We start from the raw sequence: 19,879 nt of genomic DNA on the forward strand, positions 1-19,879 counted from the left end.
GCCGCCGCAACTGCTTCGGATCCCGCTGCCAGTCCTTGGCCACCTTCACATGCAGATCCAGAAAGACCGGCGTGCCCAGCAGCGCCTCGATCTGCTTGCGGCTCTTGATGCCGACCTCCTTCAGGCGCTTGCCCTTGGGGCCGATGATGATGCCCTTCTGGCTGGGGCGTTCGATGTAGAGGAAGGCGTGGATGTCGAGGAGGGGCTTGTCCGCCGGGCGGTCCTCACGGGGGAGCATTTCCTCGACCACGACCGCGATGGAGTGCGGGAGCTCGTCGCGGACGCCCTCCAGGGCCGCCTCACGGATCAGTTCCGCGATCATGACCTGCTCGGGCTCGTCGGTGAGGTCGCCCTCGGGGTAGAGCGCCGGGCCCTCGGGCAGCATCGGGATCAGCAGGTCCGCCAACAGGTCCACCTGCTTGTTGGCGGTCGCCGACACCGGGACGATCTGCGCCCACTCGATGCCCAGTTCCTTGCCCAGCTGGTCGATCGCGATCAGCTGCTCGGCGAGGGCCTTGGAGTCGACGAGGTCCGTCTTCGTCACGATGGCGATCTTCGGGGACTTCTTGATCCCCGCCAGCTCCTTCGCGATGAAGCGGTCGCCGGGCCCGATCTTCTCGTTCGCGGGCAGGCAGAAGCCGATCACGTCGACCTCGGCCCACGTCGTACGGACCACGTCGTTCAAGCGCTCGCCCAGCAGCGTGCGCGGCTTGTGCAGCCCTGGCGTGTCCACCAGGATCAGCTGGGCGTCCGGGCGGTGCACGATCCCCCGAACCGTGTGCCGCGTCGTCTGCGGCTGGTTCGCGGTGATCGCGACCTTCTGCCCGACCAGAGCGTTCGTGAGGGTGGACTTGCCCGCGTTGGGACGGCCCACGAAGCAGGCGAAGCCGGCGCGATGGGGGGCCTCGGACGGCTGCTCGGATGACTGGGTACGCACGCTCATGCCGACCATTCTCCCTGATCCCCGGAGCGGCGCCGCACGGTGAGCGTCCGGAAACCCGCACGCAATGAAACACCCCCGAAACACACCGGTACGCGTCCGGAAACGCACACCGGTGAATCTCTGACGCACCCCCACCCCGTTGGAGACCACCGTGCCTCTCGCCGCGCAAGGCATCGACACCGGCGACACCGCCTGGCTGCTCGCCGCCACCGCCCTCGTCCTGCTGATGACCCCGGGCCTGGCCCTGTTCTACGGCGGCATGGTCCGCACGAAGAGCGTCCTCAACATGCTGATGATGAGTTTCGTGGCGATCGCCCTGGTCACCGTGGTGTGGTTGACCGCCGGGTACTCCCTCGCCTTCGGGGAGGACGCCGGCGCCGGGCTCATCGGCGGGCTCGACCACCTCGGCATGTCCGGCATCGGACCCGACAGCGTCCAGGGCACCGTCCCCACCGTCCTCTTCGCCACCTTCCAGCTCACCTTCGCGATCATCACGGCCGCCCTGATCAGCGGCGCCGTCGCCGACCGCGCCAAGTTCGGCGCGTGGCTGGTCTTCGTCCCCCTGTGGGCGCTGCTCGTATACGTTCCGGTGGCCCACTGGACCTGGGGCCCGGGTGGCTGGATCCTGAACCACCTCGGCGCCCTCGACTTCGCGGGCGGGCTCCCCGTCGAGATCACCTCCGGCGCCTCGGGCCTCGCCCTCTGCCTGGTCCTCGGCCCGCGGCTCGGGTTCAAGAAGGACGCGATGCGCCCGCACAACCTGCCCATGGTGATGCTCGGCGCCGGTCTGCTCTGGTTCGGCTGGTTCGGCTTCAACGCCGGTTCCGCCCTCGGCGCGAACGGCCTGGCCGCCGCGGCCTTCCTCAACACCCTCGCCGCCGGCTGCACCGGCCTGCTGGGCTGGCTCTTCGTCGAGCAGCGGCGCGACGGCCACCCCACGACCCTCGGCGCCGCCTCCGGCGCGGTCGCGGGCCTGGTCGCGATCACCCCGTCCTGCGGCTCGGTCTCCCTGCTCGGGGCCCTGGTCGTCGGCCTCACCGCGGGCGTCGTCTGCTCCTGTGCCGTGGGCTGGAAGTTCAGGTTCAACTACGACGACTCCCTGGACGTCGTCGGCGTCCACCTGGTCGGCGGCGTCATCGGCACCGTCCTGATCGGCGTCTTCGCCGTCGCCGAGATGACCGGCGGCGCCGAGGGCCTCCTGTACGGCGGCGGACTGGGCCAGCTCGGCAAGCAGCTCGTCGCCGTGGTGGCCGTGGGCGCGTACGCCTTCGCCGTGTCGTACGGCCTCGCCAAGCTCATCGACAAGACCCTGGGCTTCCGCGCGAGCGAGGAGCAGGAGCACACCGGCCTGGACCTTACGGTGCACGCCGAGAGCGCATACGATCACGGCGTCCTGGGCCACGGCGCCCCGGTCTCCGCCTCCGTCCCCACCCCCCAGAAGGCCAAGGCATGAAGCTCATCACCGCGATCGTCAAGCCCTACCGACTCGACGAGGTGAAGTCGGCGCTCCAGGAGCTGGGCGTGCACGGCCTGACCGTGACCGAGGCGAGCGGCTACGGCCGTCAGCGCGGCCACACCGAGGTGTACCGGGGCGCCGAGTACCAGGTCGACCTGGTGCCCAAGGTCCGGATCGAGGTGGTCGTGGAGGACGCCGACTCCGACGCGGTGATCGACGCGATCGTGAAGGCCGCGCAGACCGGCAAGATCGGCGACGGCAAGGTCTGGGCGCTGCCCGTCGAGACCGTCGTACGGGTGCGGACGGGTGAGCGCGGCCCCGACGCTCTGTGAGGAGCCGCGCCCGCCCGCGCGCTTCTGATCGAAGGATCAGTCGAAGACGAACGGGCCCGGTGCCTGCGGTGCCGTCGCCGTGCAGGTGAGGGTGATGCCGAAGACGGTCATCGTCAGCGAGCCGCCGAAGGCCTCCAGGCTGTCGCCGGAGGCCACGGTGCCGGGCAGCGGGCCCACCCGGACCGGGTCGCCGGCGGCCATCGCCGGGTTCTCGGTGGCCCGGAAGACGGTGGTGCCGCCGCCCGCCTTCACCAGGGTGAGGGTGGAGGTGATGGAGTCCGCGCCGAGTGCGATCGGCGCGGTGATGGCGGAGGAGTCGAGGGTCATGGTGGCGGCCGTCCCGTCCTGGGTGGCCGTCAGGGTTGCCGCGCCGCCGCCGAAGCTGCCGCAGTCGGCGTCGATGGTGGTCGAGGTGGGGGTCACGGCCGCGGCGGTGGGCGCGAGCACGAGTCCGGTCAGGGCGAGCGTGCCGGCCACGAGTGCCGCACCGGTGCCTGAGCGTGTACCTCTCATGGGGGTCGGGATCCCTTCGGGTGTGGGGGGACCGACGGCCCGTCCTCGGCAGGTGGGTGCGGACACACTGCGGGAGGGCCGAATCTGACGGTCCGTCGGAACGTACGGTCCCATTGATGCGCGAGAGGCGACCGCCGACAAGGATGAAATCCGGACTACCCCGTTTTCAGACCGGACTACTCCGCGGCCACGGTGAGCCGCACCGCACCGTCCGGCCCCGCGAGCAGCACCGGCGTCCCCGCCCCGCCGAGATCCCGTACGGCCGCCAGGTCCTCGGCCGCCGCGCTCTCCGCCTCGGTCACCACCGCCGCCGCCTCCAGCGACTTCGCCCCGGACGCCACGGCCATCGCCACGGCCGTACGCAGCGCGCTCAGCTTCAGCGAGTCCAGCTCCACGGTCCCGGCGACATACGTACGGCCCGTGTCGTCGCGTACGGCGGCACCCTCGGGCACGCCGTTGCGGGCCCGCGCGGAACGGGCCAGGGTGACGATCTTGCGGTCCTCGGGGTCGAGGGCGTTGGTGTCGGTCATGGGTCGAGGATACGTAGGCGGACGGGCGTGCCCCCGTCGTGGGCCTGCCGTCTCCCACACGACAGGCCCGAGACGCGGATCTAGAGTGGAATCAGCAACGCATGAGAAGGACGGCAGCTCATGGGTCTGGTTGCGAGATCTTTTGCGTCATGTGCCTCGGTTCTTCTGCTCGCGGTGAGCGGAACGACCGCGTACGGTCTGCCCGCAGGCGATCCGTCACCTCAGGAGGTCTTCGAGGAGGCCTCTCCCGCCACCGTGCACATCCTGGGCGGGATGAGCAGCGGAACCGGATTCGTCTATGACGCCGAAGAGGGCCTCATCCTGACCAACGCGCATGTCGTGGAAGGGGAGTCCGTCCTGAAGGGGGTCATCGACGGGGGGAGCCCCGTCCCGCTGCGGGTGCTCGGGAGCGATCCCTGTGAGGATCTGGCGGTGGTGAAGCTCAACACCCCACCGGAGGACCTGAAGGAGCTGGAGTTCGGCGACAGCGACGAGGTGGAGGCCGGGGACACCGTGACGGCCATTGGCTACCCGCAGTCCCTCCAGTCCGACACGGCCGCCGAGAAGCCGGTGTTCACCTCGGGCGCGGTGCAGTCCCCCGAGGTCTCCGCCGACCCCGACCCGTACGCCCTGCCGCACTACCCGGCCACGATCCAGCACTCCGCCACGGTGAACCCCGGCAACTCGGGAGGGCCCCTGCTCGACAGTGACGGAAAGGTCGTCGGCATCAACAGTCTCGGCAACAGCGATGTCGAGAACCAGTACTACTCCATCACCAGCGAACACGCTCAGCGCTTCCTCGACCCGCTGGTGGACGGCGACAGGAAGAACGCTCCCGGATGGTGGGTCAACTCCCTGGAGGATCCCGCCCTCAGCACTCTCTGGGAGGACCCGCAGGACCAGCAAGCCGTCGCCGACGCACAGGCGCAGCTCGTGGAGGCGGGGGTCCAGGGCCTGTTCGTCGTCAACACGTCCAGCAACTCCCCCGCAGAGGAGGCCAACCTCGGCGTGGGAGACGTGATCACCGCGATGAAGGACACCGCTGTGACCTCGGTGCCGGACGTATGCAACGTGCTGCAGTCGTCGTCCGCCGGTGAACGGATCCGGCTCGAAGGGGTGTACTCCCTGGACCTCGACGAGCCGGGAGACCAGGTCGGCCAGGCATGGCAGACCGACCTCGTCCTGTCCCGCAAACCCTAGGACCGGTCCAGGCGGAGGCGTTCGGCGCGCGGCAGGCCGGCGACGACCAGGTCGTAGGAGTCCTCGACGAGCTCACGGACCATCCGGTCCGGGAGCCCGCCGTCGACGGTCACCGTGTTCCAGTGCCGCTTGTTCATGTGGTACCCGGGGACGATCAGGCCCTCGTGCTCGGCACGCAGCCGGATCGCGTCCTCGGGGTCGCACTTGAGGTTGACCGTCAGGGGCCGCGCGTCCAGGTTCGTCAGCGCGAAGAGCTTGCCGAGCACCTTGAAGACCGAGGTCTCCGGGTTGAACGGGAACTCCTCCACCGCGGCGTTGAACGAAAGGCAGAACCCGCGCAGCTCCTGAGGGGTCACTCGTCCTTCGCCTCTTCCTCCGGGGGGTCCACCGGCTCCACCAGCACGGTCACGATCTTGTTCCGGCGGCCCGCCGCGGCCTCCGCGGTCAGCCGCAGCTCCCGCTCGTCGGGCAGTTCCACCCGGGCCGAGGCACCGGCGATCGGGACCCGGCCGAGCGCCTTGGCGAGGAGTCCGCCGACGGTCTCCACGTCCTCGTCGTCGTACTCGTCGAGGCCGTACAGCTCGCCGAGGTCGGTGATGTCCAGCCGGGCGGTGACCCGGTAGCGGTCCTCGCCCAGCTCCTCCACCGGCGGCAGCTCACGGTCGTACTCGTCGGTGATCTCGCCGACGATCTCCTCGAGGATGTCCTCGATGGTGACGATGCCCGCGGTGCCGCCGTACTCGTCGATGACGACGGCGACGTGGTTGCGGTCCTGCTGCATCTCGCGCAGCAGATCACCGGCGTTCTTGGTGTCGGGCACGAAGGCGGCGGGACGCATCGCGGTCGACACCAGCTCGCTCTCGGCGTCCCGGCTGATGTGCGTCTTGCGGGCGAGGTCCTTGAGATAGACGATCCCGACGACGTCGTCCTCGCTCTCGCCGACCACCGGGATACGCGAGAAACCGGACCTCAGGGCCAGGGTCAGGGCCTGGCGGATGGTCTTGTAGCGCTCGATCACGATCAGGTCGGTCCGCGGGACCATGACCTCCCGCACGAGGGTGTCGCCGAGCTCGAAGACCGAGTGCACCATCCGGCGCTCGTCGTCCTCGATCAGGGACTCCTTCTCGGCGAGGTCGACCAGCGCGCGCAGCTCCGCCTCGGAGGCGAAGGGACCGCGACGGAAGCCCTTGCCGGGCGTGAGGGCGTTGCCGATGAGGATCAGCAGGGACGGGATCGGGCCCATGATCCGGGCCAGCGGCACCAGGACGTACGACGCCGCCGTCGCGGTGTTCAGCGGGTGCTGGCGGCCGATGGTGCGCGGGGAGACACCGACGGCGACGTAGGAGACCAGCACCATCACGCCGATCGCGGCGAGCAGCGCCTGGGTGGTGCCGTCGATCTCGTTCAGGCAGGCGTACGTGACCAGCGCGGCGGCGGCCATCTCGCAGGCCACGCGGACCAGCAGCGCCACGTTGAGATAGCGCGTCGGGTCGGCGGCGACCTGCTCGAGCTTGGCGCTGCCGCGTCGGCCGGACCGGACCGCCTCCTCGGCGCGGAAGCTGGACACACGGGCCAGGCCCGCCTCCGCGCAGGCGGCGAGCCAGGCCACGACGACCAGCGCGATGGCGCCGAGGACGAGTTGGGGGCTCATGAGACGGTCGGAGCCGGGGAGGGACCGGTCAGGCCCTTCTCCGCGCGCCAGCCGTCCACGATGGCCGCCTGGAGGCCGAACATCTCGGCCTTCTCGTCCGGTTCCTCGTGGTCGTAGCCGAGCAGGTGCAGCACACCGTGGACGGTGAGCAGCTGGAGCTCCTCGTCCATGGTGTGCTGCGTCGGGGCGTCCTCGCCCTGCTTCTTGGCGACCTCCGGGCAGAGCACGATGTCGCCGAGCAGCCCCTGCGGCGGCTCGTCGTCGTCCTTGGACGGCGGCCGGAGCTCGTCCATCGGGAAGGACATGACATCGGTCGGCCCGGGCAGGTCCATCCACTGGATGTGCAGCTGCTCCATGGCGTCGGCGTCCACGACGATCACCGAGAGCTCGGAGAGCGGGTGGATGCGCATCCGCGCGAGTGCGTAGCGGGCGATGTCGAGGATCGCCTGCTCGTCGACCTCGGTGCCGGATTCGTTGTTGACGTCGATCGACATGTGGCTGGTCTGTCTACTTCCGCTTGTTGCGGCCGCCCTTGTGGGTGCCGTTCTCCGTGCCGTGGTGGCTGTCGTACTTCTCGTACGCGTCGACGATACGGCCGACCAGCTTGTGCCGTACGACGTCGTGGGACGTCAGACGCGAGAAGTGGACGTCGTCGAGGCCCTCCAGGATGTCCTGCACCTGCCGCAGGCCGGACTTCGTGCCGTTGGGGAGGTCGACCTGGGTCACGTCACCGGTGATGACGATCTTCGAGTCGAACCCGAGACGGGTGAGGAACATCTTCATCTGCTCGGGGCTCGTGTTCTGGGCCTCGTCCAGGATGATGAAGGCGTCGTTCAGGGTCCTTCCTCGCATGTACGCGAGGGGGGCGACCTCGATGGTCCCCGCCGCCATCAGCCTCGGGATCGAGTCCGGGTCGAGCATGTCGTGCAGCGCGTCGTACAGCGGGCGCAGGTAGGGGTCGATCTTCTCGTACAGCGTGCCCGGCAGGAAGCCGAGGCGCTCGCCGGCCTCCACCGCGGGGCGGGTCAGGATGATGCGGTTGACCTGCTTGGACTGCAGGGCCTGCACCGCCTTGGCCATGGCGAGGTAGGTCTTGCCGGTACCGGCGGGGCCGATGCCGAAGACGATCGTGTGCTTGTCGATCGCGTCGACGTACCGCTTCTGGTTGAGGGTCTTCGGGCGGATCGTGCGTCCGCGCGAGGAGAGGATGTTCTGGGTGAGCACCTCGGCGGGGGTCTCGGGTGAGCCCTCGCCGTTCTCGCTCGCCCGGAGCATGGCGATCGAGCGTTCCACTGCGTCCTCCGTCATCGGCTGTCCGGTGCGGAGCACCAGCATCATCTCGTCGAACAGGCGCTGGACAAGGGCGACTTCCGCTCGGTCGCCGACCGCGCTGATCTCATTGCCCCGGACATGGATGTCGACCGCCGGGAAGGCCTTCTCGATCACACGCAGGAGGGAGTCGCCGGACCCCAGCACGGTCACCATGGGGTGCTGGGCGGGGACGGTGAACTGTGCTCTCTCCCGCCCCTGCGCGGGTGTGTGAGCTGTGGGTGTCTGAGTCATGGGCCGGCTCTGTAGGCCTTGCTCGTCCTCCTCGATACGGTGCGTCCGCCACAGGGGCGGCCTGGCGATTTCCAGGGTACGCCGGGGGACTGACAAGGCCGTAGGCCTTTTCCGCAGGGGTGTGCCCCGGGCTCCGCGAGTTCGTGCCTCAGGAGGAGCGGCCGAAGCCGATCGTGGGGACGGCCCGGCGCAGCGGCCAGGGGCGGGCCAGTTCCGCGGGGACCAGGTCCGCGAGGAAGGCGTACCGCTGCAGGGCCGCCGGGTCCTGGTCGTCGTAGGACTGGATCTTCCGCCACCAGGCGCCGATCTCGGCCCAGCCCGGGGCGGAGAGGGAGCCGCCGAACTCCTGGACGGAGAGGGCGGCGGTGAGGCCCGCGAAGGCGAGGCGGTCGGCGAGGGGCCAGTCCGCGAGGGTGCCCGTGACGAAGCCGGCGACGAAGACGTCCCCCGCGCCGGTGGGGTCGAGGGCCTCCACGGCGATGGCGGGCACCTCGGCGGTCTCCCCGGTCCGCCTGTCCACGGCGTAGGCGCCCTCGGCACCGAGGGTGACGACGGCGAGCGGGACGTGTTCGGTGAGGGCGTGGGCGGCGGCGCGCGGGCAGGTGGCGCCGGTGTAGCGCATGGCCTCCTCGGCGTTGGGCAGGAAGGCCTCGCAGTGTTCGAGGTCGGCGAGGCCCGCGAGGTCCCAGGCGCCGGTCTCGTCCCAGCCGACGTCGGCGAAGATGCGGGTGCCCTTGGCGGCGGCCTGCGCGATCCACGGGGCCCGCTTGCCGGGTTCCAGGGAGGCCACGGCGGCCCGCGCGCGTGGGGGGCAGTCGGGGGCGGGCTCCTCCGGGGGCGGCTCGTGACCGTGGGAGACCATCGTGCGCTCGCCCTCGTAGGCCATGGAGACCGTCACCGAGGAGTGCCAGCCGGGGACGGTCCGCGAGGGGGCGAGGTCGATGCCCTCGCCCTGCTCCAGGGCGTCCCAGCAGTACTCGCCGTAGTGGTCGTCCCCGAAGGCGGCGGCGAGGGAGGTGCGCAGGCCGAGGCGGGCCAGCGCGGTCGCCATGTTGGCGACGCCGCCGGGGCTCGACCCCATCCCGCGCGCCCAGGACTCGGTCCCGCGCACCGGGGCGGAGTCGAGCCCGGTGAAGATGATGTCGAGGAAGACGGTGCCCGTGAGATACACGTCCCAGGGCGGATCGGCGGGGGTGCGCAGCGCGGCCAGGGGATCGACCTGGGCCTGGCATTGCGGCGCCCCGGCGAAGGTGGCGGAAGGTCCCTTTCCGGTGGACGCGGCGGACGCGATCACGGTGCGCTCCCTGACGTGGTGCGGATCAGGCCAGTGTGCACCACACCGCTGACAACACGCCGCCGCGCACACCTCGACCAGGGGTCGCGTCAGACCACCCCAGCCCTCGGGCGTGCCACCCGTGCGCCTCGGGTGCCGCCCCGGCCGCACGGACCGCGGTCGCCTCCGCCGGGCGACGCACGGATCCGGTCACCGAACTGCGATGCCGGGGGCGGCGGCGCGGGCGTCGGGGTAGCTCTGGGGGATCGCCCGGAAGATCGGGGACGCCGGTGTGAAGCCCCTCGCGGCCAGGCACAGGGCGCCGACCCCCGCCCACGGCGACGAGAACACCGCGAGCAGCGTGCCGAGCGGCGACTACCAGCGCGGTACCGACGGCGTGACCCACTCCGGGTCAGCGGCCCTCATCGCCGCCGCGTCGTCGCGCTCGCGCAGGGCGCCGTCGTCGTCGAGCCAGCGCTGGTGCAGGAACCGCAGCCGGTCGTGGTCGAGTTCGACGCCGAGGCCGGGGGCGTCGGAGACGGCGAGCCTGCCGTCCCGGAAGCGGAGGCGTTCGGTGAGCACGTCCTCCGACTGCCACGGGTAGTGGGAGTCACAGGCGTGGTGGAGGTCGGGCACGGTCGACGCCACGTGGGTCATCGCGGCCAGGGAGATCCCGAGGTGGGTGTTGGAGTGCATCGACACCCCGACCCCGAAGGCGCGGCAGATCGCGGCGAGCTGCTGGGTGTTGCGCAGCCCTCCCCAGTAGTGGTGGTCCGACAGGACCACCTGGACCGCGTCCCTGACGAACGCCTCCTTGATCTCGGCGAACGTCGTCACGCACATGTTGGTCGCGAGCGGCACGTCGGTTCCGGCGGAGACCTCCGCCATCGCGGGAGTGCCGAGCGCCGGGTCCTCCAGGTACTCCAGGACGTCCGCGAGTTCCTTCGCCACGGTCAGCGAAGTCGCCACCGACCAGGCGCCGTTGGGGTCCAGCCGCAGCGGATGGCCGGGGAAGGCCTCCGCGAGCGCCCGAACCGCCGCGATCTCCTCCTCCGGCGGAAACACCCCGCCCTTCAGCTTGAACGACCTGAACCCGTACCGCTCCCTGAACTTCCGCGCCTGCTCCACCACCCCGGCCGGATCGACGGCGGCACCCCAGTCGTCCTTCTCGGCGGCCACGCCCGCCGGGTGGTCGGCCCACTTGTAGAACAGGTAGGCGCTGTACTCCACGGAGTCCCGCACCTTGCCCCCGAGCAGCGCGTGCACGGGCTGCCCGAGCGCCTTGCCCAGGGCGTCCAGACACGCCACCTCGAAGCCGGACACCACGGACAGCCGCAGCTTGTCGGCGGTCTGCACACCTCGCAGACCGCCGACGTCCACCTGCCCGGAGATCCGGGAGCGGTCGACGGCCACCTCCTCGGCGACGGTGAAGAGGCCGTTCAGATCACTTACTTGACGGCCAATCAGCTTCTCCGCGAAGGGCCGTGCCAGCTCCAGGTACTTGGTGTCCCCGTACGTCTCCCCGACCCCGGTCGGACCGTCGGCGGTCACCACCTCCACGATCAGCCGGGGCGTGTACGGCTGGTGGACGCCCTGGGTGTTGAGCAGCGGCGGGTCGGCGACGAGGATCGGCGTCAGCCGGACGTCCGTGATGGCGAGGTTCACAGCGCGGCTCCTACGAGGTGCAGTCCGGTGGTGAGCAGGGCCTCGAGCTCGGCCAGGTCGGCGGCCGAGGGGTCGGTGAGCGGGGCGCGCACCGGGCCCACCCGACGGCCCCGCAGCCGTGCCGCCGACTTGACCAGCGACACCGCGTATCCGGGCACCCGGTCGCGGAGTTCGACGAGCGGCACGTAGAAGTCGCGCAGCAGCCGCTCCACCGTCTAGTCGTCGCCGTCGCGCAGGGCGGCGAAGAAGGCGTTCGCGATCTCCGGCGCGAAGGCGTGCACGGCGGAGGAGTAGGCGGGCACGCCGACGGAGGCGTAGGCACGGGCCTGGATCTCGGCGGTGGCGGCGCCGTTGAAGAACAGGAAGCCCTCGGGGGCGGCCAGGGTGAGGCGCTGGAGGCGGTCGAGGTCGCTGTTGCCGTCCTTGAGCCCGACGACGTTCGGGAGGGCGGCGATCCGCCGCACCGACTCGGCGGTGAAGGCCGCTTGACCGCGCTGGTAGACGATGAGCGGCAGGTCGGTCCGGGCCGCGATGTGCTCCACTTGCGCCACCAGCCCCTCCTGCGGCGCCGCGACCAGATAGTGCGGCAGGACCAGCAGGGCGTCGGCGCCCGCCTCCTCGGCGATGCGCGCGAACCGTACGGCCTGCGCCCAGCCGTACCCGATGCCGGCGACCACGGGCAGCCGGCCGCCCGCATCCGCCACGGCCAGGGTGACGACGGTCCGGTACTCCGCCTCGTCCAGCGAGAAGAACTCCCCCGTGCCACAGGCGGGGAAGACGGCGGCGGGTCCGGCGGCGACGCACTCGGCGACATGGGCGCGGAAGCCGTCGGGATCGAGGGAGCCGTCGTCGTGAAAGCTCGTCAGCGGGAACGACAGCACCCCGCCCGCCAGCGTTTCGGTATCGAGGACCACCGGATCCATCTCCCCATGCAGACATCATCCATGTATATGGATGGAGGTTAGATACGCGAACGATGGCCGTCAATGGCGCGACACCGCCGGATTACGATCGGCCCATGTCAGAGTCAGGCGGCGTCCGCGAAGTGAAGTCGGCCGCGCGCACGGTCGAACTGCTCGAACTTCTCGCCGCCCGTGGCGACCGCCCCGCCCGGCTCCAGGAACTGGCGGACGAGCTGGATGTCCCGCGCAGCTCCATGTACGCGCTGCTGCGGACTCTGATCTCGCGCGGCTGGGTCCGCACCGACGTCACCGGCTCGCTCTACGGCATCGGCATCCACGCCCTACTGACCGGCACCGGCTACCTGGACTCCGACCCCCGGGTCCGGGCGGTGCGCCCGTACCTCGACGAGGCGTCCGAGGCGCTGGGCGAGACCATCCACCTGGGGCGCCTGGACGGGCGGGACGTGGCCTACCTGGCGACCCGCGAGTCGCACGAGTACCTGCGCACCATCAGCCGGGTGGGCCGCCGGCTGCCCGCGCACGTGGGCGCGCTCGGCAAGGCGCTGCTGGCCGAACGCCCCGACACCGAGCTGCCCGAGGGGCCGTACGAGGCGCGCACCCCACGCACCCACACCGACCGCGCGTCCTTGGCGGCCGACCTCGCCCAGGTGCGGGAGCGCGGCTACTCCGTCGACCGCGAGGAAGCGGTCACCGGCATCGTCGGCTTCGGCTTCGCGCTGCGCTACGACCGCCCTGCCCAGGACGCGATCAGCTGCTCGGTACCGGTGGCCCGGCTGACCCCCGGGCACGAGGAGCGGATCGTCGCCGTCATGCGCGAGATCCGGGCGAAGATCGAGGCCGTGCTGCCGTCCGGCGGGTCCGGCGGCGGCTCGGTGCACTGGCGTTAGCAGGCTTCGCACCGGCGCCAGGACCGGTATCGCGCCGAAGTCGGCGGCCTCCGCTACCCCACCCGACCCGCGCCAAACAGGATGTGCCCCGGATCACACCATCCCCCCTTCTTCGCGCCTGCCCCCGCTTGATACAAATTGCCCGCGCGTTCCTGTCCGTCGACGGTCGTCGCCCAATCCCCCTTTTTGAGCCGCTTCTTTCGCATGCCCTGGGAACGCCCGTGTCCGCCCCCCGCACCACCCTGCCCTGGCCCCTCGTCGCCCTTTTCACGGCCGGGTACCTCGCCCCCTACCTCCTCCCGACGACCGTCGGCAGGCTCGACTCGGGGCTTCCTCTCACCGCCACCCAGGCGGGCGCCGTCGGCAGTGCGCTGCTGCTGAGTTCGGCGGCGGCGGGCTTCCTGCTCGCCTCCCGCGTCGACCGCGTCGGCCCCCGCCTTCTCGCCCGCCTGGGCCTCGCCCTCGCCGTCCTCGGCTACGGCGGAGCCGCACTGACCCACTCCGTCCCGGCCGTGGTGGCCGGCGCGCTGGCCGGCGGCTTCGGCTCCGGTACGGCGACGGCGGTGGCGGCCACCGGAATCGCGGGCCGCCCCGACCCGCACCGCGTCACGACGTACGGCCTGCTCGGCGTCTCCGCCCTCGCGGGCGCGGTGTACCTGACGGTCCCGCACCTCGGCCCCGGCCACGGCCAGCCGCTCGCGGCGATCGCGCTCACCGCGCTGGCGGTCTGGCCGCTCACGGGTCGGCTGCCGGCCGCGGGAACCGGAGCCCGGCCCCGGCACGACGACACCGGCCGCCTCCCCCACCCGCGCTCCGGACTCGTCCTCGGCGCGGCCCTGATGTGCTGGTCCCTCGCCCAGAACTCCCTGTGGGGGGTCAGCGGCCGGATCGGGCTCACGCAGGCGCACCTGAGCGAGGTCACGGTCGGCGCGGTGTTCGCGGTGGCGCTGGGCGCGGGCCTGCTGGGCGTGGTCGCGGCGAGCGCGATCGGGCCCCGGCTCGGACTCGCGCTCCCCATCGGCGCGGGTACGACGGTCATCGCGGCCTGCATCGCGGTGAGCGCGTCGGCGACGGACCTCACGACCTTCGCGGCCGGTGAGATCGCCTGGAACGCCCTCTACCCGATCGTCCTGTCCTACGTCATCGGCCTCGCCGCGTCCCTCGACGGCCGGGGTCGCTGGGCGGTGCTGGTGGGTTCGGCGTCGTCCCTGGGCACGGCGGCGGGACCGCTGACGGGCAGTGTGCTGTCGGCCGCCGCCGGGTTCCCCATGATGGGGGCGGTGCTGGCGGCGGGCCTGCTGGTGATCGCCGTCCCGATGACGCTGGTGGCGCTGGGGGCGGGGCGGCGGGCGCTGCCGGTGGTCGAGATCCCGGTGGAGACACCCGCCTACGACACCGCCAAAGCCGCCTAGTGCCGCGTCAGGCGGCACTAGAAGCGGTAGGCCTCGACCTCGGCCAGGTATCGCGCCCGGCGCTCCTCGTCGTGCTCCAGGAAGCTCGCCACGAACGAGTTCCGGGCCAGCTCGCGCAGGCGCTCGTCGCCCAGGCCCAGCGCCGAGCGCACCGCGTCGAAGTTGTCGCCCGCGTAGCCGCCGAAGTACGCCGGGTCGTCGGAGTTGACCGTGCACAGCAGGCCCGCCTCCAGCATCGCCGGGAGGGGGTGGTCCGCCAGGACGTCCACCGTGCGCAGGCGGACGTTCGACAGCGGGCAGAGCGTCAGCGGGACCCGGTCCCGGACGAGCCGCTCCACCAGCTCCGGGGACTCCATGCACCGCAGCCCGTGGTCGACGCGCTCCACGCCGAGGACGTCCAGGGCCTCGGTGATGTACTCCGGCGGCCCCTCCTCACCGGCGTGCGCCACTCGCCGCAGTCCCAGGGCAGCCGCTGCCTCGTACACCTCGCGGAACTTCACCGGTGGATGCCCGACCTCGGCGGAGTCGAGGCCGACCCCGACGATCCGGTCGAGGTACGGCTTCGCGGCCTCCAAGGTCTCCAGCGCGCTCTCGGCCGACTCGTCACGCAGGAAGCACATGATCAGCTGCGTGGAGACGCCGTGCGTGGACTCGCTGGTGCCCAGTGCCCGCCACAGCCCCTCCACGACCGTGCCCATGGGAACGCCGCGCGCGATGTGCGCCTGCGGGTCGAAGAAGATCTCCGCGTGCCGCACGCCCTGCGCTGCGGCCCGGGCGAGGTAGGCGGCGGCGAGGTCCTCGAAGTCCCGCTCGGTGCGCAGGACGGCCATGAGCTCGTAGTACAGGTTCAGGAAGGACTGGAGATCCTCGAACTGATACGCCTTGCGCAGCTCTTCGGTGTCCGCGTACGGCAGCTCGACGCCGTTGCGCGCGGCCAGTTCGAAGGCCAGCTCGGGCTCCAGGGTGCCTTCGATGTGGAGGTGCAGTTCTGCTTTCGGGAGGGGCATCAAGGCATCGTACGGGCGTTTCAGCGACGTTTCGGAACCGGCACCCGCAGCAGATCGTGCGCCACCGTCAGCTCCCCCTCGAACCCGGCCGCCCGCGCCTGCCGTTCGAACTCGTCGGGCTCGGAGTAGCGCTGGCTGAAGTGCGTCAGCACCAGATGCCGTACGCCCGCGTCCCGGGCCGCGCGCGCCGCCTGTCCCGCGGTGAGGTGGCCGTGCTCGACGGCGAGGTCGGTGTCCTCGTCGAGGAAGGTCGACTCGATGACGAGCAGGTCGCAGCCGTCGGCCAGCTCGTGCACGCCGTCGCAGAGCCGGGTGTCCATGACGAACGCGAACCGCTGCCCCCGGCGCACCTCGCTGACGTCGTCCAGCCGCACCCTCCCGAGGGCGCCCTCCCGCTGGATCCGTCCGACGTCGGGGCCCTTGATGCCGTGCGCGGCGAGCCGCTCGGGCAGCATGCGGCGGCCGTCGGGCTCGACCAGGCGATAGCCGTACGACTCGACGGGGTGCGAGAGCTTGCGGGCCTGCAGCACGTAGGCGGGGGTGGCCGCGAGGTCGCCGTCCTCGCTCACCGGTGCCTCGGTGATGCCCACGGTCTCGCGGTAGGCCGTGGAGTAGCGGAGACGGTCGAAGAAGCGCTGGCCCGACTTCGGGTAGTGCGCGGTGATCTCGTGCGGCACCTTGTCGAGGTTGATCCGCTGGATGACCCCGGCGAGGCCGAGCGAGTGGTCGCCGTGGAAGTGCGTGACGCAGATCCGGTTCAGGTCGTGCGCGGCGACTCCGGCGCGCAGCATCTGGCGCTGGGTGCCCTCGCCGGGATCGAAGAGGATGCCCTCTCCGTCCCAGCGCAGGAGGTAGCCGTTGTGGTTGCGGTGCCGGGTCGGGACCTGGCTCGCGGTGCCGAGGACCACCAGTTCACGTACGGACACGGCGACTTACCCGGGCGGCCACTGCATGCCACGGCCGCCGAGGACGTGGGCGTGCGCGTGGAAGACGGTCTGGCCGACGCCGGCGCCGGTGTTGAAGACGACCCGGTAGGCCTCGAGCTTCTCCTCGTCCGCGACGGCCTTCGTCTCGGTCAGCACATCGGCGGCGAGGGAGGGTGCGGCGGCGGCGAGTTCGGCGGCGTTGGCGTAGTGCGCCTTGGGGATCACCAGGACGTGGGTGGGCGCCTGGGGGTTGATGTCCCGGAAGGCGACGGTCGTGTCGGTCTCGCGGACGATCGTCGCGGGGACGTGGCCCTGAGCGATTTTGCAGAACAGACAGTCGTCCTGGGGTTCCCCTGCCATGACGTTCCTTTCGCCTGAGGTGTCGGGGTGCATCGTAGCGAGCGGGTCACGGCAACGCGGGTGGCACCTTCGCCGGAGTGCCCTCCAACGCCTCCAGCGCGATCCTCACGGCCTCGTCCAACTGGGCGTCCCGGCCCGCCGCGTAGTCCTGGGGCCGCTGCACCACCTCCACGTCCGGGTCCACCCCGTGGTTCTCCACCCCCCAGCCGTAACCCTCGAGCCAGATCGCGTACTTCGGCTGGGTGATGAGCGTGCCGTCGACCAGGCGGTAGCGGCTGTCGATGCCGATCACACCGCCCCAGGTGCGCGTGCCGACCACCGGGCCGATGCCGAGCGCCTTGATGGCCGCGTTGACGATGTCGCCGTCCGAGCCGGAGAACTCGTCGGCCACGGCCACCACGGGGCCGCGCGGTGCGTCCTCGGGGTAGCTGTAGGGGCGTGTGCCCCGCGGGACGCTCCAGCCGACGATGCGGCGGGCCAGCTTCTCGACGACCAGTTGGGAGGTGTGGCCGCCCCGGTTCTCGCGGATGTCGACGATCAAACCCTCGTGGGCCACCTCGACGCGCAGGTCGCGGTGGATCTGGGCCCAGCCGGGGGCCTGCATGTCGGGGACGTGGAGGTAGCCGAGGCGGCCGCCGGAGTGCTCGTGGACGTAGGCCCGCCGGGAGGCCACCCAGTCGTGATAGCGCAGGGGTTCCTCGTCGGCGACCGGGATCACCACGGCGTGCCGCGGGTCTCCGCCTCCCGCCGGGGAGACGGTCAGCTCGACGGGCCTGCCCGCCGTGCCCACCAGCAGGGGCGCGGGTCCGGTCACCGGGTCCACCGGGATCCCGCCGACGGCGACGATCGCGTCCCCGGCCCGTACCGCCACCCCGGGTGCCGCGAGCGGGGCCCGGGCCTGGGGGTCGGAGGTCTCTGAGGGAAGGACGCGGTCGACGCGCCAAGTGCCGTCCTCGTGACGGGAGATGTCCGCGCCGAGCAGGCCCTGGCGAGGGCCTCCGGAGCCGCCGCGCGTGATGACGTACGCGTGCGAGGTGCCGAGCTCGCCCTGCACCTCGTAGAGGAGGTCCACCAGGTCGTCGTGGGTGGCCACGCGGTCCAGCACCGGACGGTAGCGGTCGAGTACGCCGGACCAGTCCACGCCGCTCATGTCGGGGCGCCAGAAGTGGTCCCGCATGACGCGGCCCGTCTCCTCGTACATCTGGCGCCACTCGGCGGCCGGGTCGATCAGGTGCCGCACCCGTCCGAGGTCGACGCTGATGTTGCTGTCGCTGTCCTCGTCGCCCGAGGCCCGCCGGTCACTGGGCACGACCTTGAGCCGGCCCTCGGTCCACAGCAGCACCCGCTTGCCGTCGCCGCTGACCTCGAAGTGGTCGGCGTCGGCGGCCAGATGCTCCACGCGCTGCTGGACGAGGTCGTAGCGCTCCAGCTCGGTCTTGGGGTCGGGGTCGTCCGGGGCGGCCCGGGAGGCGCCGAGTTCCCCGGTGACCGGGTGGCGCAGCCACAGCACGCCGTCCTTGGCGGCCCGCAGGTGGGTGTAGCGGGCGGCCTCGACCGGGAACGGCACGATCCGGTCGGCGAGTCCTTCGAGGTCGATCCGCGTGCTGGGGGCGCCGTCGCTGTCGGGCGTCTCGTCCTTGTCGGGCGCGTCGACGGGGCGGCCGTGCCGCTGCGGTCCGAACGGCGAGGGCGTCGTCGCGGCCAGGGTGATCAGGTACGGGCGGGAGCCCGCCACGAAGGCCAGGTCGAAGACGTGCTCGTCGTAGACCGGATCGAAGGAGCGGGCCGACAGGAACGCGAGGTGCTTGCCGTCCTGGGTGAACGCCGGGGCGTAGTCCTGGAAGCGCAGCGGGGTGGCCTCGGTGACGGACAGGTCCGTGGTGTTGGCCAGGCGCAGCTGGCTCAGCGGGGCCGGCCCGGGGTGCGACCAGGCCAGCCAGGCGCAGTCGGGCGAGAAGACGAGGCCGGAGACGTCGCCGTCCTCACTGCGGTCGACCTCGCGGACCTCGCCGGTCTCCCGCTCGACGAGCAGGACGCGTCCGTCGTGCGCGGCCACGGCGGCCCGGCTGCCGTCGGGGGCCATGGCGAGGCCGAGGACCCGGCCGAGCTGTCCGGCGGCGAGCCGGCGCGGGGTGGCGCCCGGGGCGAGTCCGGTCGCCGGGGCGAACTCCAGCGCGTCGTCGCCCTCGGCGTCGGTCACCCACACCGCCCACTCCTCGCCGTCGACGCGGAAGGTACGGGGCTTGCGGGCGCGTACGCCGGGTTCGGCGGCCAGCGCCCGGGTGGGGCCCGAGCGATGGGTGACCCAGTGGACGGAACCGCGCACCAGGACGGCGCTGCCGCGCGCGGTGTGGTCGGGGGCGGCGGCGCCGAACCAGCGGGCGGCGTTGACCGGGTGGGGGCGGCGGTCGGTGCGCTGGCCGCCGAGCCGGATGTCCAGCCGGCGCGGCTCGGCGCCGTCCAGGTCGTCGAGCAGCCAGAGTTCACCGGCCGAGGCGTAGACGATCCGGGTGCCGTCCCCGGCCGCGTGCCGGGCGTAGAAGCCGTCCAGGGGGGTGTGGCGGCGCAGGTCGGAGCCGTCACCGAGGGAGGAGTAGAGCGCGCCCACGCCTTCGTGGTCGCTGAGGAAGGCGATCCGGTCACCGGCCCAGACGGGGTACTCGATGTTCCCGTCGAGTTCCTCGTGCAGCCGGACGAACTCGCCCTGCCCGTCCCGGTCGATCCACAGCTTGCCCGCACGGCCGCCCCGGTAGCGCTTCCAGTGGGCCGCCTCCAGGCTCATGGTCGCGGACAGCAGCACGGTGTGCGGCCCGTGGGCCACGTCCCCGACGATCCCGTACGGCAGGGTCGTCGCCGGTCCGCCGCCGAGCGGGACGGCGTGCGCCCAGGTCCGGTCCCGGCTCGCCTGGCCCCGGCTGCTGACCGCGAGGACGTCTCCGTCGGGGGTCCAGCCGCGGACCCGGGTCCGGGCGCCCCAGTGCGTGAGCCGGGTGGCGGGGCCGCCGGACACCGGGGCGGTGTACACCTCGGAGGCGCCGTCGCGGGTGGACGTCCAGGCGACGGTGGTGCCGTCGGGCGAGACGCGCGGCAGGGCGACCGGCATGTTGTCGGCGCTGACCCGCCAGGCCCGGCCGCCGTCCAGGGGGGCGAGCCAGACGTCGTCCTCGGCGGTGAAGGCGACGGACTCGCCGTGCGGATGCGGGAACCGGAGATAGGCGGCTGTCACCCGATCACCCTA

Annotated in this window: 18 protein-coding genes and 1 pseudogene; 5 read left to right on the top strand and 14 right to left on the bottom strand. The window is 71.7% G+C overall.

Features of this window, described 5'->3' with window-relative positions; all coding sequences use genetic code 11:
* On the bottom strand, positions 1-943 hold a 943-nt coding region (gene era, locus ACWDRW_RS16760; protein WP_451723839.1), incomplete at its 3' end, for a GTPase Era.
* Between the two features lie 151 nt (positions 944-1,094).
* Between era and ACWDRW_RS16765 the strand changes: the two genes are divergently transcribed.
* Both ACWDRW_RS16765 and ACWDRW_RS16770 read left to right on the top strand, forming a co-directional pair.
* Positions 1,095-2,396 (top strand): ammonium transporter, encoded by a 1,302-nt coding sequence (locus ACWDRW_RS16765; RefSeq protein ID WP_451723840.1) that lies wholly within the window; start codon positions 1,095-1,097, stop codon positions 2,394-2,396.
* Entirely contained in the window at positions 2,393-2,731 is a 339-nt protein-coding gene (locus tag ACWDRW_RS16770) for a P-II family nitrogen regulator (RefSeq protein WP_363160165.1), read from the top strand. The genes ACWDRW_RS16765 and ACWDRW_RS16770 overlap by 4 nt, the downstream gene beginning before the upstream one ends.
* A 36-nt stretch (positions 2,732-2,767) precedes the next feature.
* On the opposite strand, the gene ACWDRW_RS16775 is transcribed toward ACWDRW_RS16770, so the two are convergent.
* Positions 2,768-3,244 carry a hypothetical protein gene (locus tag ACWDRW_RS16775; protein WP_451723842.1) on the bottom strand — a complete coding sequence of 159 codons (477 nt, stop codon included), beginning with the start codon at positions 3,242-3,244 and terminating at the stop codon, positions 2,768-2,770.
* Between the two features lie 176 nt (positions 3,245-3,420).
* The gene (locus ACWDRW_RS16780; protein ID WP_451723843.1) at positions 3,421-3,774 is read right to left on the bottom strand and encodes a cytidine deaminase; all 354 of its coding nucleotides are present in this window, start codon (positions 3,772-3,774) and stop codon (positions 3,421-3,423) included.
* 174 nt (positions 3,775-3,948) lie between these two features.
* Between ACWDRW_RS16780 and ACWDRW_RS16785 the strand changes: the two genes are divergently transcribed.
* Positions 3,949-4,974, top strand: a complete 1,026-nt coding sequence (locus ACWDRW_RS16785; protein WP_451723845.1) for a S1C family serine protease — start codon at positions 3,949-3,951, stop codon at positions 4,972-4,974.
* Here ACWDRW_RS16785 and ACWDRW_RS16790 read toward each other — a convergent pair.
* The 7 genes and pseudogenes from ACWDRW_RS16790 to ACWDRW_RS16820 all read right to left on the bottom strand — a co-directional run bounded on the left by ACWDRW_RS16790 (position 4,971) and on the right by ACWDRW_RS16820 (position 12,049).
* The gene (locus tag ACWDRW_RS16790; protein ID WP_451723847.1) at positions 4,971-5,330 is read right to left on the bottom strand and encodes an MmcQ/YjbR family DNA-binding protein; all 360 of its coding nucleotides are present in this window, start codon (positions 5,328-5,330) and stop codon (positions 4,971-4,973) included. The genes ACWDRW_RS16785 and ACWDRW_RS16790 overlap by 4 nt on opposite strands.
* On the bottom strand, positions 5,327-6,625 hold the full coding sequence (locus ACWDRW_RS16795; protein WP_451723848.1) for a hemolysin family protein: 1,299 nt from the start codon (positions 6,623-6,625) through the stop codon (positions 5,327-5,329). Before ACWDRW_RS16795 ends, ACWDRW_RS16790 begins: the two co-directional genes overlap by 4 nt.
* Entirely contained in the window at positions 6,622-7,119 is a 498-nt protein-coding gene (gene ybeY, locus ACWDRW_RS16800) for an rRNA maturation RNase YbeY (RefSeq protein WP_451723849.1), read from the bottom strand. Before ybeY ends, ACWDRW_RS16795 begins: the two co-directional genes overlap by 4 nt.
* Before the next feature lie 13 nt (positions 7,120-7,132).
* Positions 7,133-8,188: a PhoH family protein gene (locus ACWDRW_RS16805; protein ID WP_451723850.1), complete on the bottom strand. Its 1,056-nt coding sequence runs from the start codon at positions 8,186-8,188 to the stop codon at positions 7,133-7,135.
* A gap of 148 nt (positions 8,189-8,336) precedes the next feature.
* A complete protein-coding gene (locus tag ACWDRW_RS16810) occupies positions 8,337-9,482 on the bottom strand; it encodes a carbohydrate kinase family protein (RefSeq protein WP_451723852.1) in 1,146 nt (381 codons plus the stop codon).
* Between the two features lie 354 nt (positions 9,483-9,836).
* Entirely contained in the window at positions 9,837-11,126 is a 1,290-nt protein-coding gene (locus ACWDRW_RS16815; RefSeq protein ID WP_451723854.1) for a glucarate dehydratase family protein, read from the bottom strand.
* A pseudogene (locus ACWDRW_RS16820) lies at positions 11,123-12,049 on the bottom strand (5-dehydro-4-deoxyglucarate dehydratase). The gene ACWDRW_RS16815 and the pseudogene ACWDRW_RS16820 overlap by 4 nt, the downstream one beginning before the upstream one ends.
* A gap of 95 nt (positions 12,050-12,144) precedes the next feature.
* Between ACWDRW_RS16820 and ACWDRW_RS16825 the strand changes: the two are divergent.
* Positions 12,145-12,936: an IclR family transcriptional regulator gene (locus ACWDRW_RS16825; protein ID WP_451723855.1), complete on the top strand. Its 792-nt coding sequence runs from the start codon at positions 12,145-12,147 to the stop codon at positions 12,934-12,936.
* Between the two features lie 221 nt (positions 12,937-13,157).
* Positions 13,158-14,348 carry an MFS transporter gene (locus ACWDRW_RS16830; RefSeq protein WP_451723856.1) on the top strand — a complete coding sequence of 397 codons (1,191 nt, stop codon included), beginning with the start codon at positions 13,158-13,160 and terminating at the stop codon, positions 14,346-14,348.
* A 17-nt stretch (positions 14,349-14,365) separates the two neighbouring features.
* Here ACWDRW_RS16830 and ACWDRW_RS16835 read toward each other — a convergent pair whose 3' ends face one another.
* From ACWDRW_RS16835 to ACWDRW_RS16850, 4 genes are read right to left on the bottom strand one after another with little or no spacing between them, the layout of a single operon-like run.
* Positions 14,366-15,355: an adenosine deaminase gene (locus ACWDRW_RS16835; protein WP_451723858.1), complete on the bottom strand. Its 990-nt coding sequence runs from the start codon at positions 15,353-15,355 to the stop codon at positions 14,366-14,368.
* A 20-nt stretch (positions 15,356-15,375) separates the two neighbouring features.
* Positions 15,376-16,281, bottom strand: coding sequence for a ribonuclease Z (locus tag ACWDRW_RS16840; RefSeq protein ID WP_451723860.1), 906 nt, complete (start codon positions 16,279-16,281; stop codon positions 15,376-15,378).
* Between the two features lie 6 nt (positions 16,282-16,287).
* A complete protein-coding gene (locus ACWDRW_RS16845; RefSeq protein ID WP_451723861.1) occupies positions 16,288-16,641 on the bottom strand; it encodes an HIT domain-containing protein in 354 nt (117 codons plus the stop codon).
* Positions 16,642-16,687: 46 nt separating this feature from the next.
* Positions 16,688-19,867: a S41 family peptidase gene (locus tag ACWDRW_RS16850; protein WP_451723862.1), complete on the bottom strand. Its 3,180-nt coding sequence runs from the start codon at positions 19,865-19,867 to the stop codon at positions 16,688-16,690.
* Between the last annotated feature and the right edge of the window lie 12 nt (positions 19,868-19,879).

This window comes from Streptomyces sp. NPDC003635 (genome assembly GCF_053587635.1).

What these genes read in the sequence shown, in the direction of transcription:
- ybeY (WP_451723849.1), bottom strand. Translation starts at nt 7,119, where the DNA reads ATGTCGATCGACGTCAACAACGAATCCGGCACCGAGGTCGACGAGCAG.
- ACWDRW_RS16835 (WP_451723858.1), bottom strand. Translation starts at nt 15,355, where the DNA reads ATGCCCCTCCCGAAAGCAGAACTGCACCTCCACATCGAAGGCACCCTG.
- ACWDRW_RS16795 (WP_451723848.1), bottom strand. Translation starts at nt 6,625, where the DNA reads ATGAGCCCCCAACTCGTCCTCGGCGCCATCGCGCTGGTCGTCGTGGCC.
- ACWDRW_RS16770 (WP_363160165.1), top strand. Translation starts at nt 2,393, where the DNA reads ATGAAGCTCATCACCGCGATCGTCAAGCCCTACCGACTCGACGAGGTG.
- ACWDRW_RS16775 (WP_451723842.1), bottom strand. Translation starts at nt 3,244, where the DNA reads ATGAGAGGTACACGCTCAGGCACCGGTGCGGCACTCGTGGCCGGCACG.
- ACWDRW_RS16845 (WP_451723861.1), bottom strand. Translation starts at nt 16,641, where the DNA reads ATGGCAGGGGAACCCCAGGACGACTGTCTGTTCTGCAAAATCGCTCAG.
- ACWDRW_RS16780 (WP_451723843.1), bottom strand. Translation starts at nt 3,774, where the DNA reads ATGACCGACACCAACGCCCTCGACCCCGAGGACCGCAAGATCGTCACC.
- ACWDRW_RS16805 (WP_451723850.1), bottom strand. Translation starts at nt 8,188, where the DNA reads ATGACTCAGACACCCACAGCTCACACACCCGCGCAGGGGCGGGAGAGA.
- ACWDRW_RS16825 (WP_451723855.1), top strand. Translation starts at nt 12,145, where the DNA reads ATGTCAGAGTCAGGCGGCGTCCGCGAAGTGAAGTCGGCCGCGCGCACG.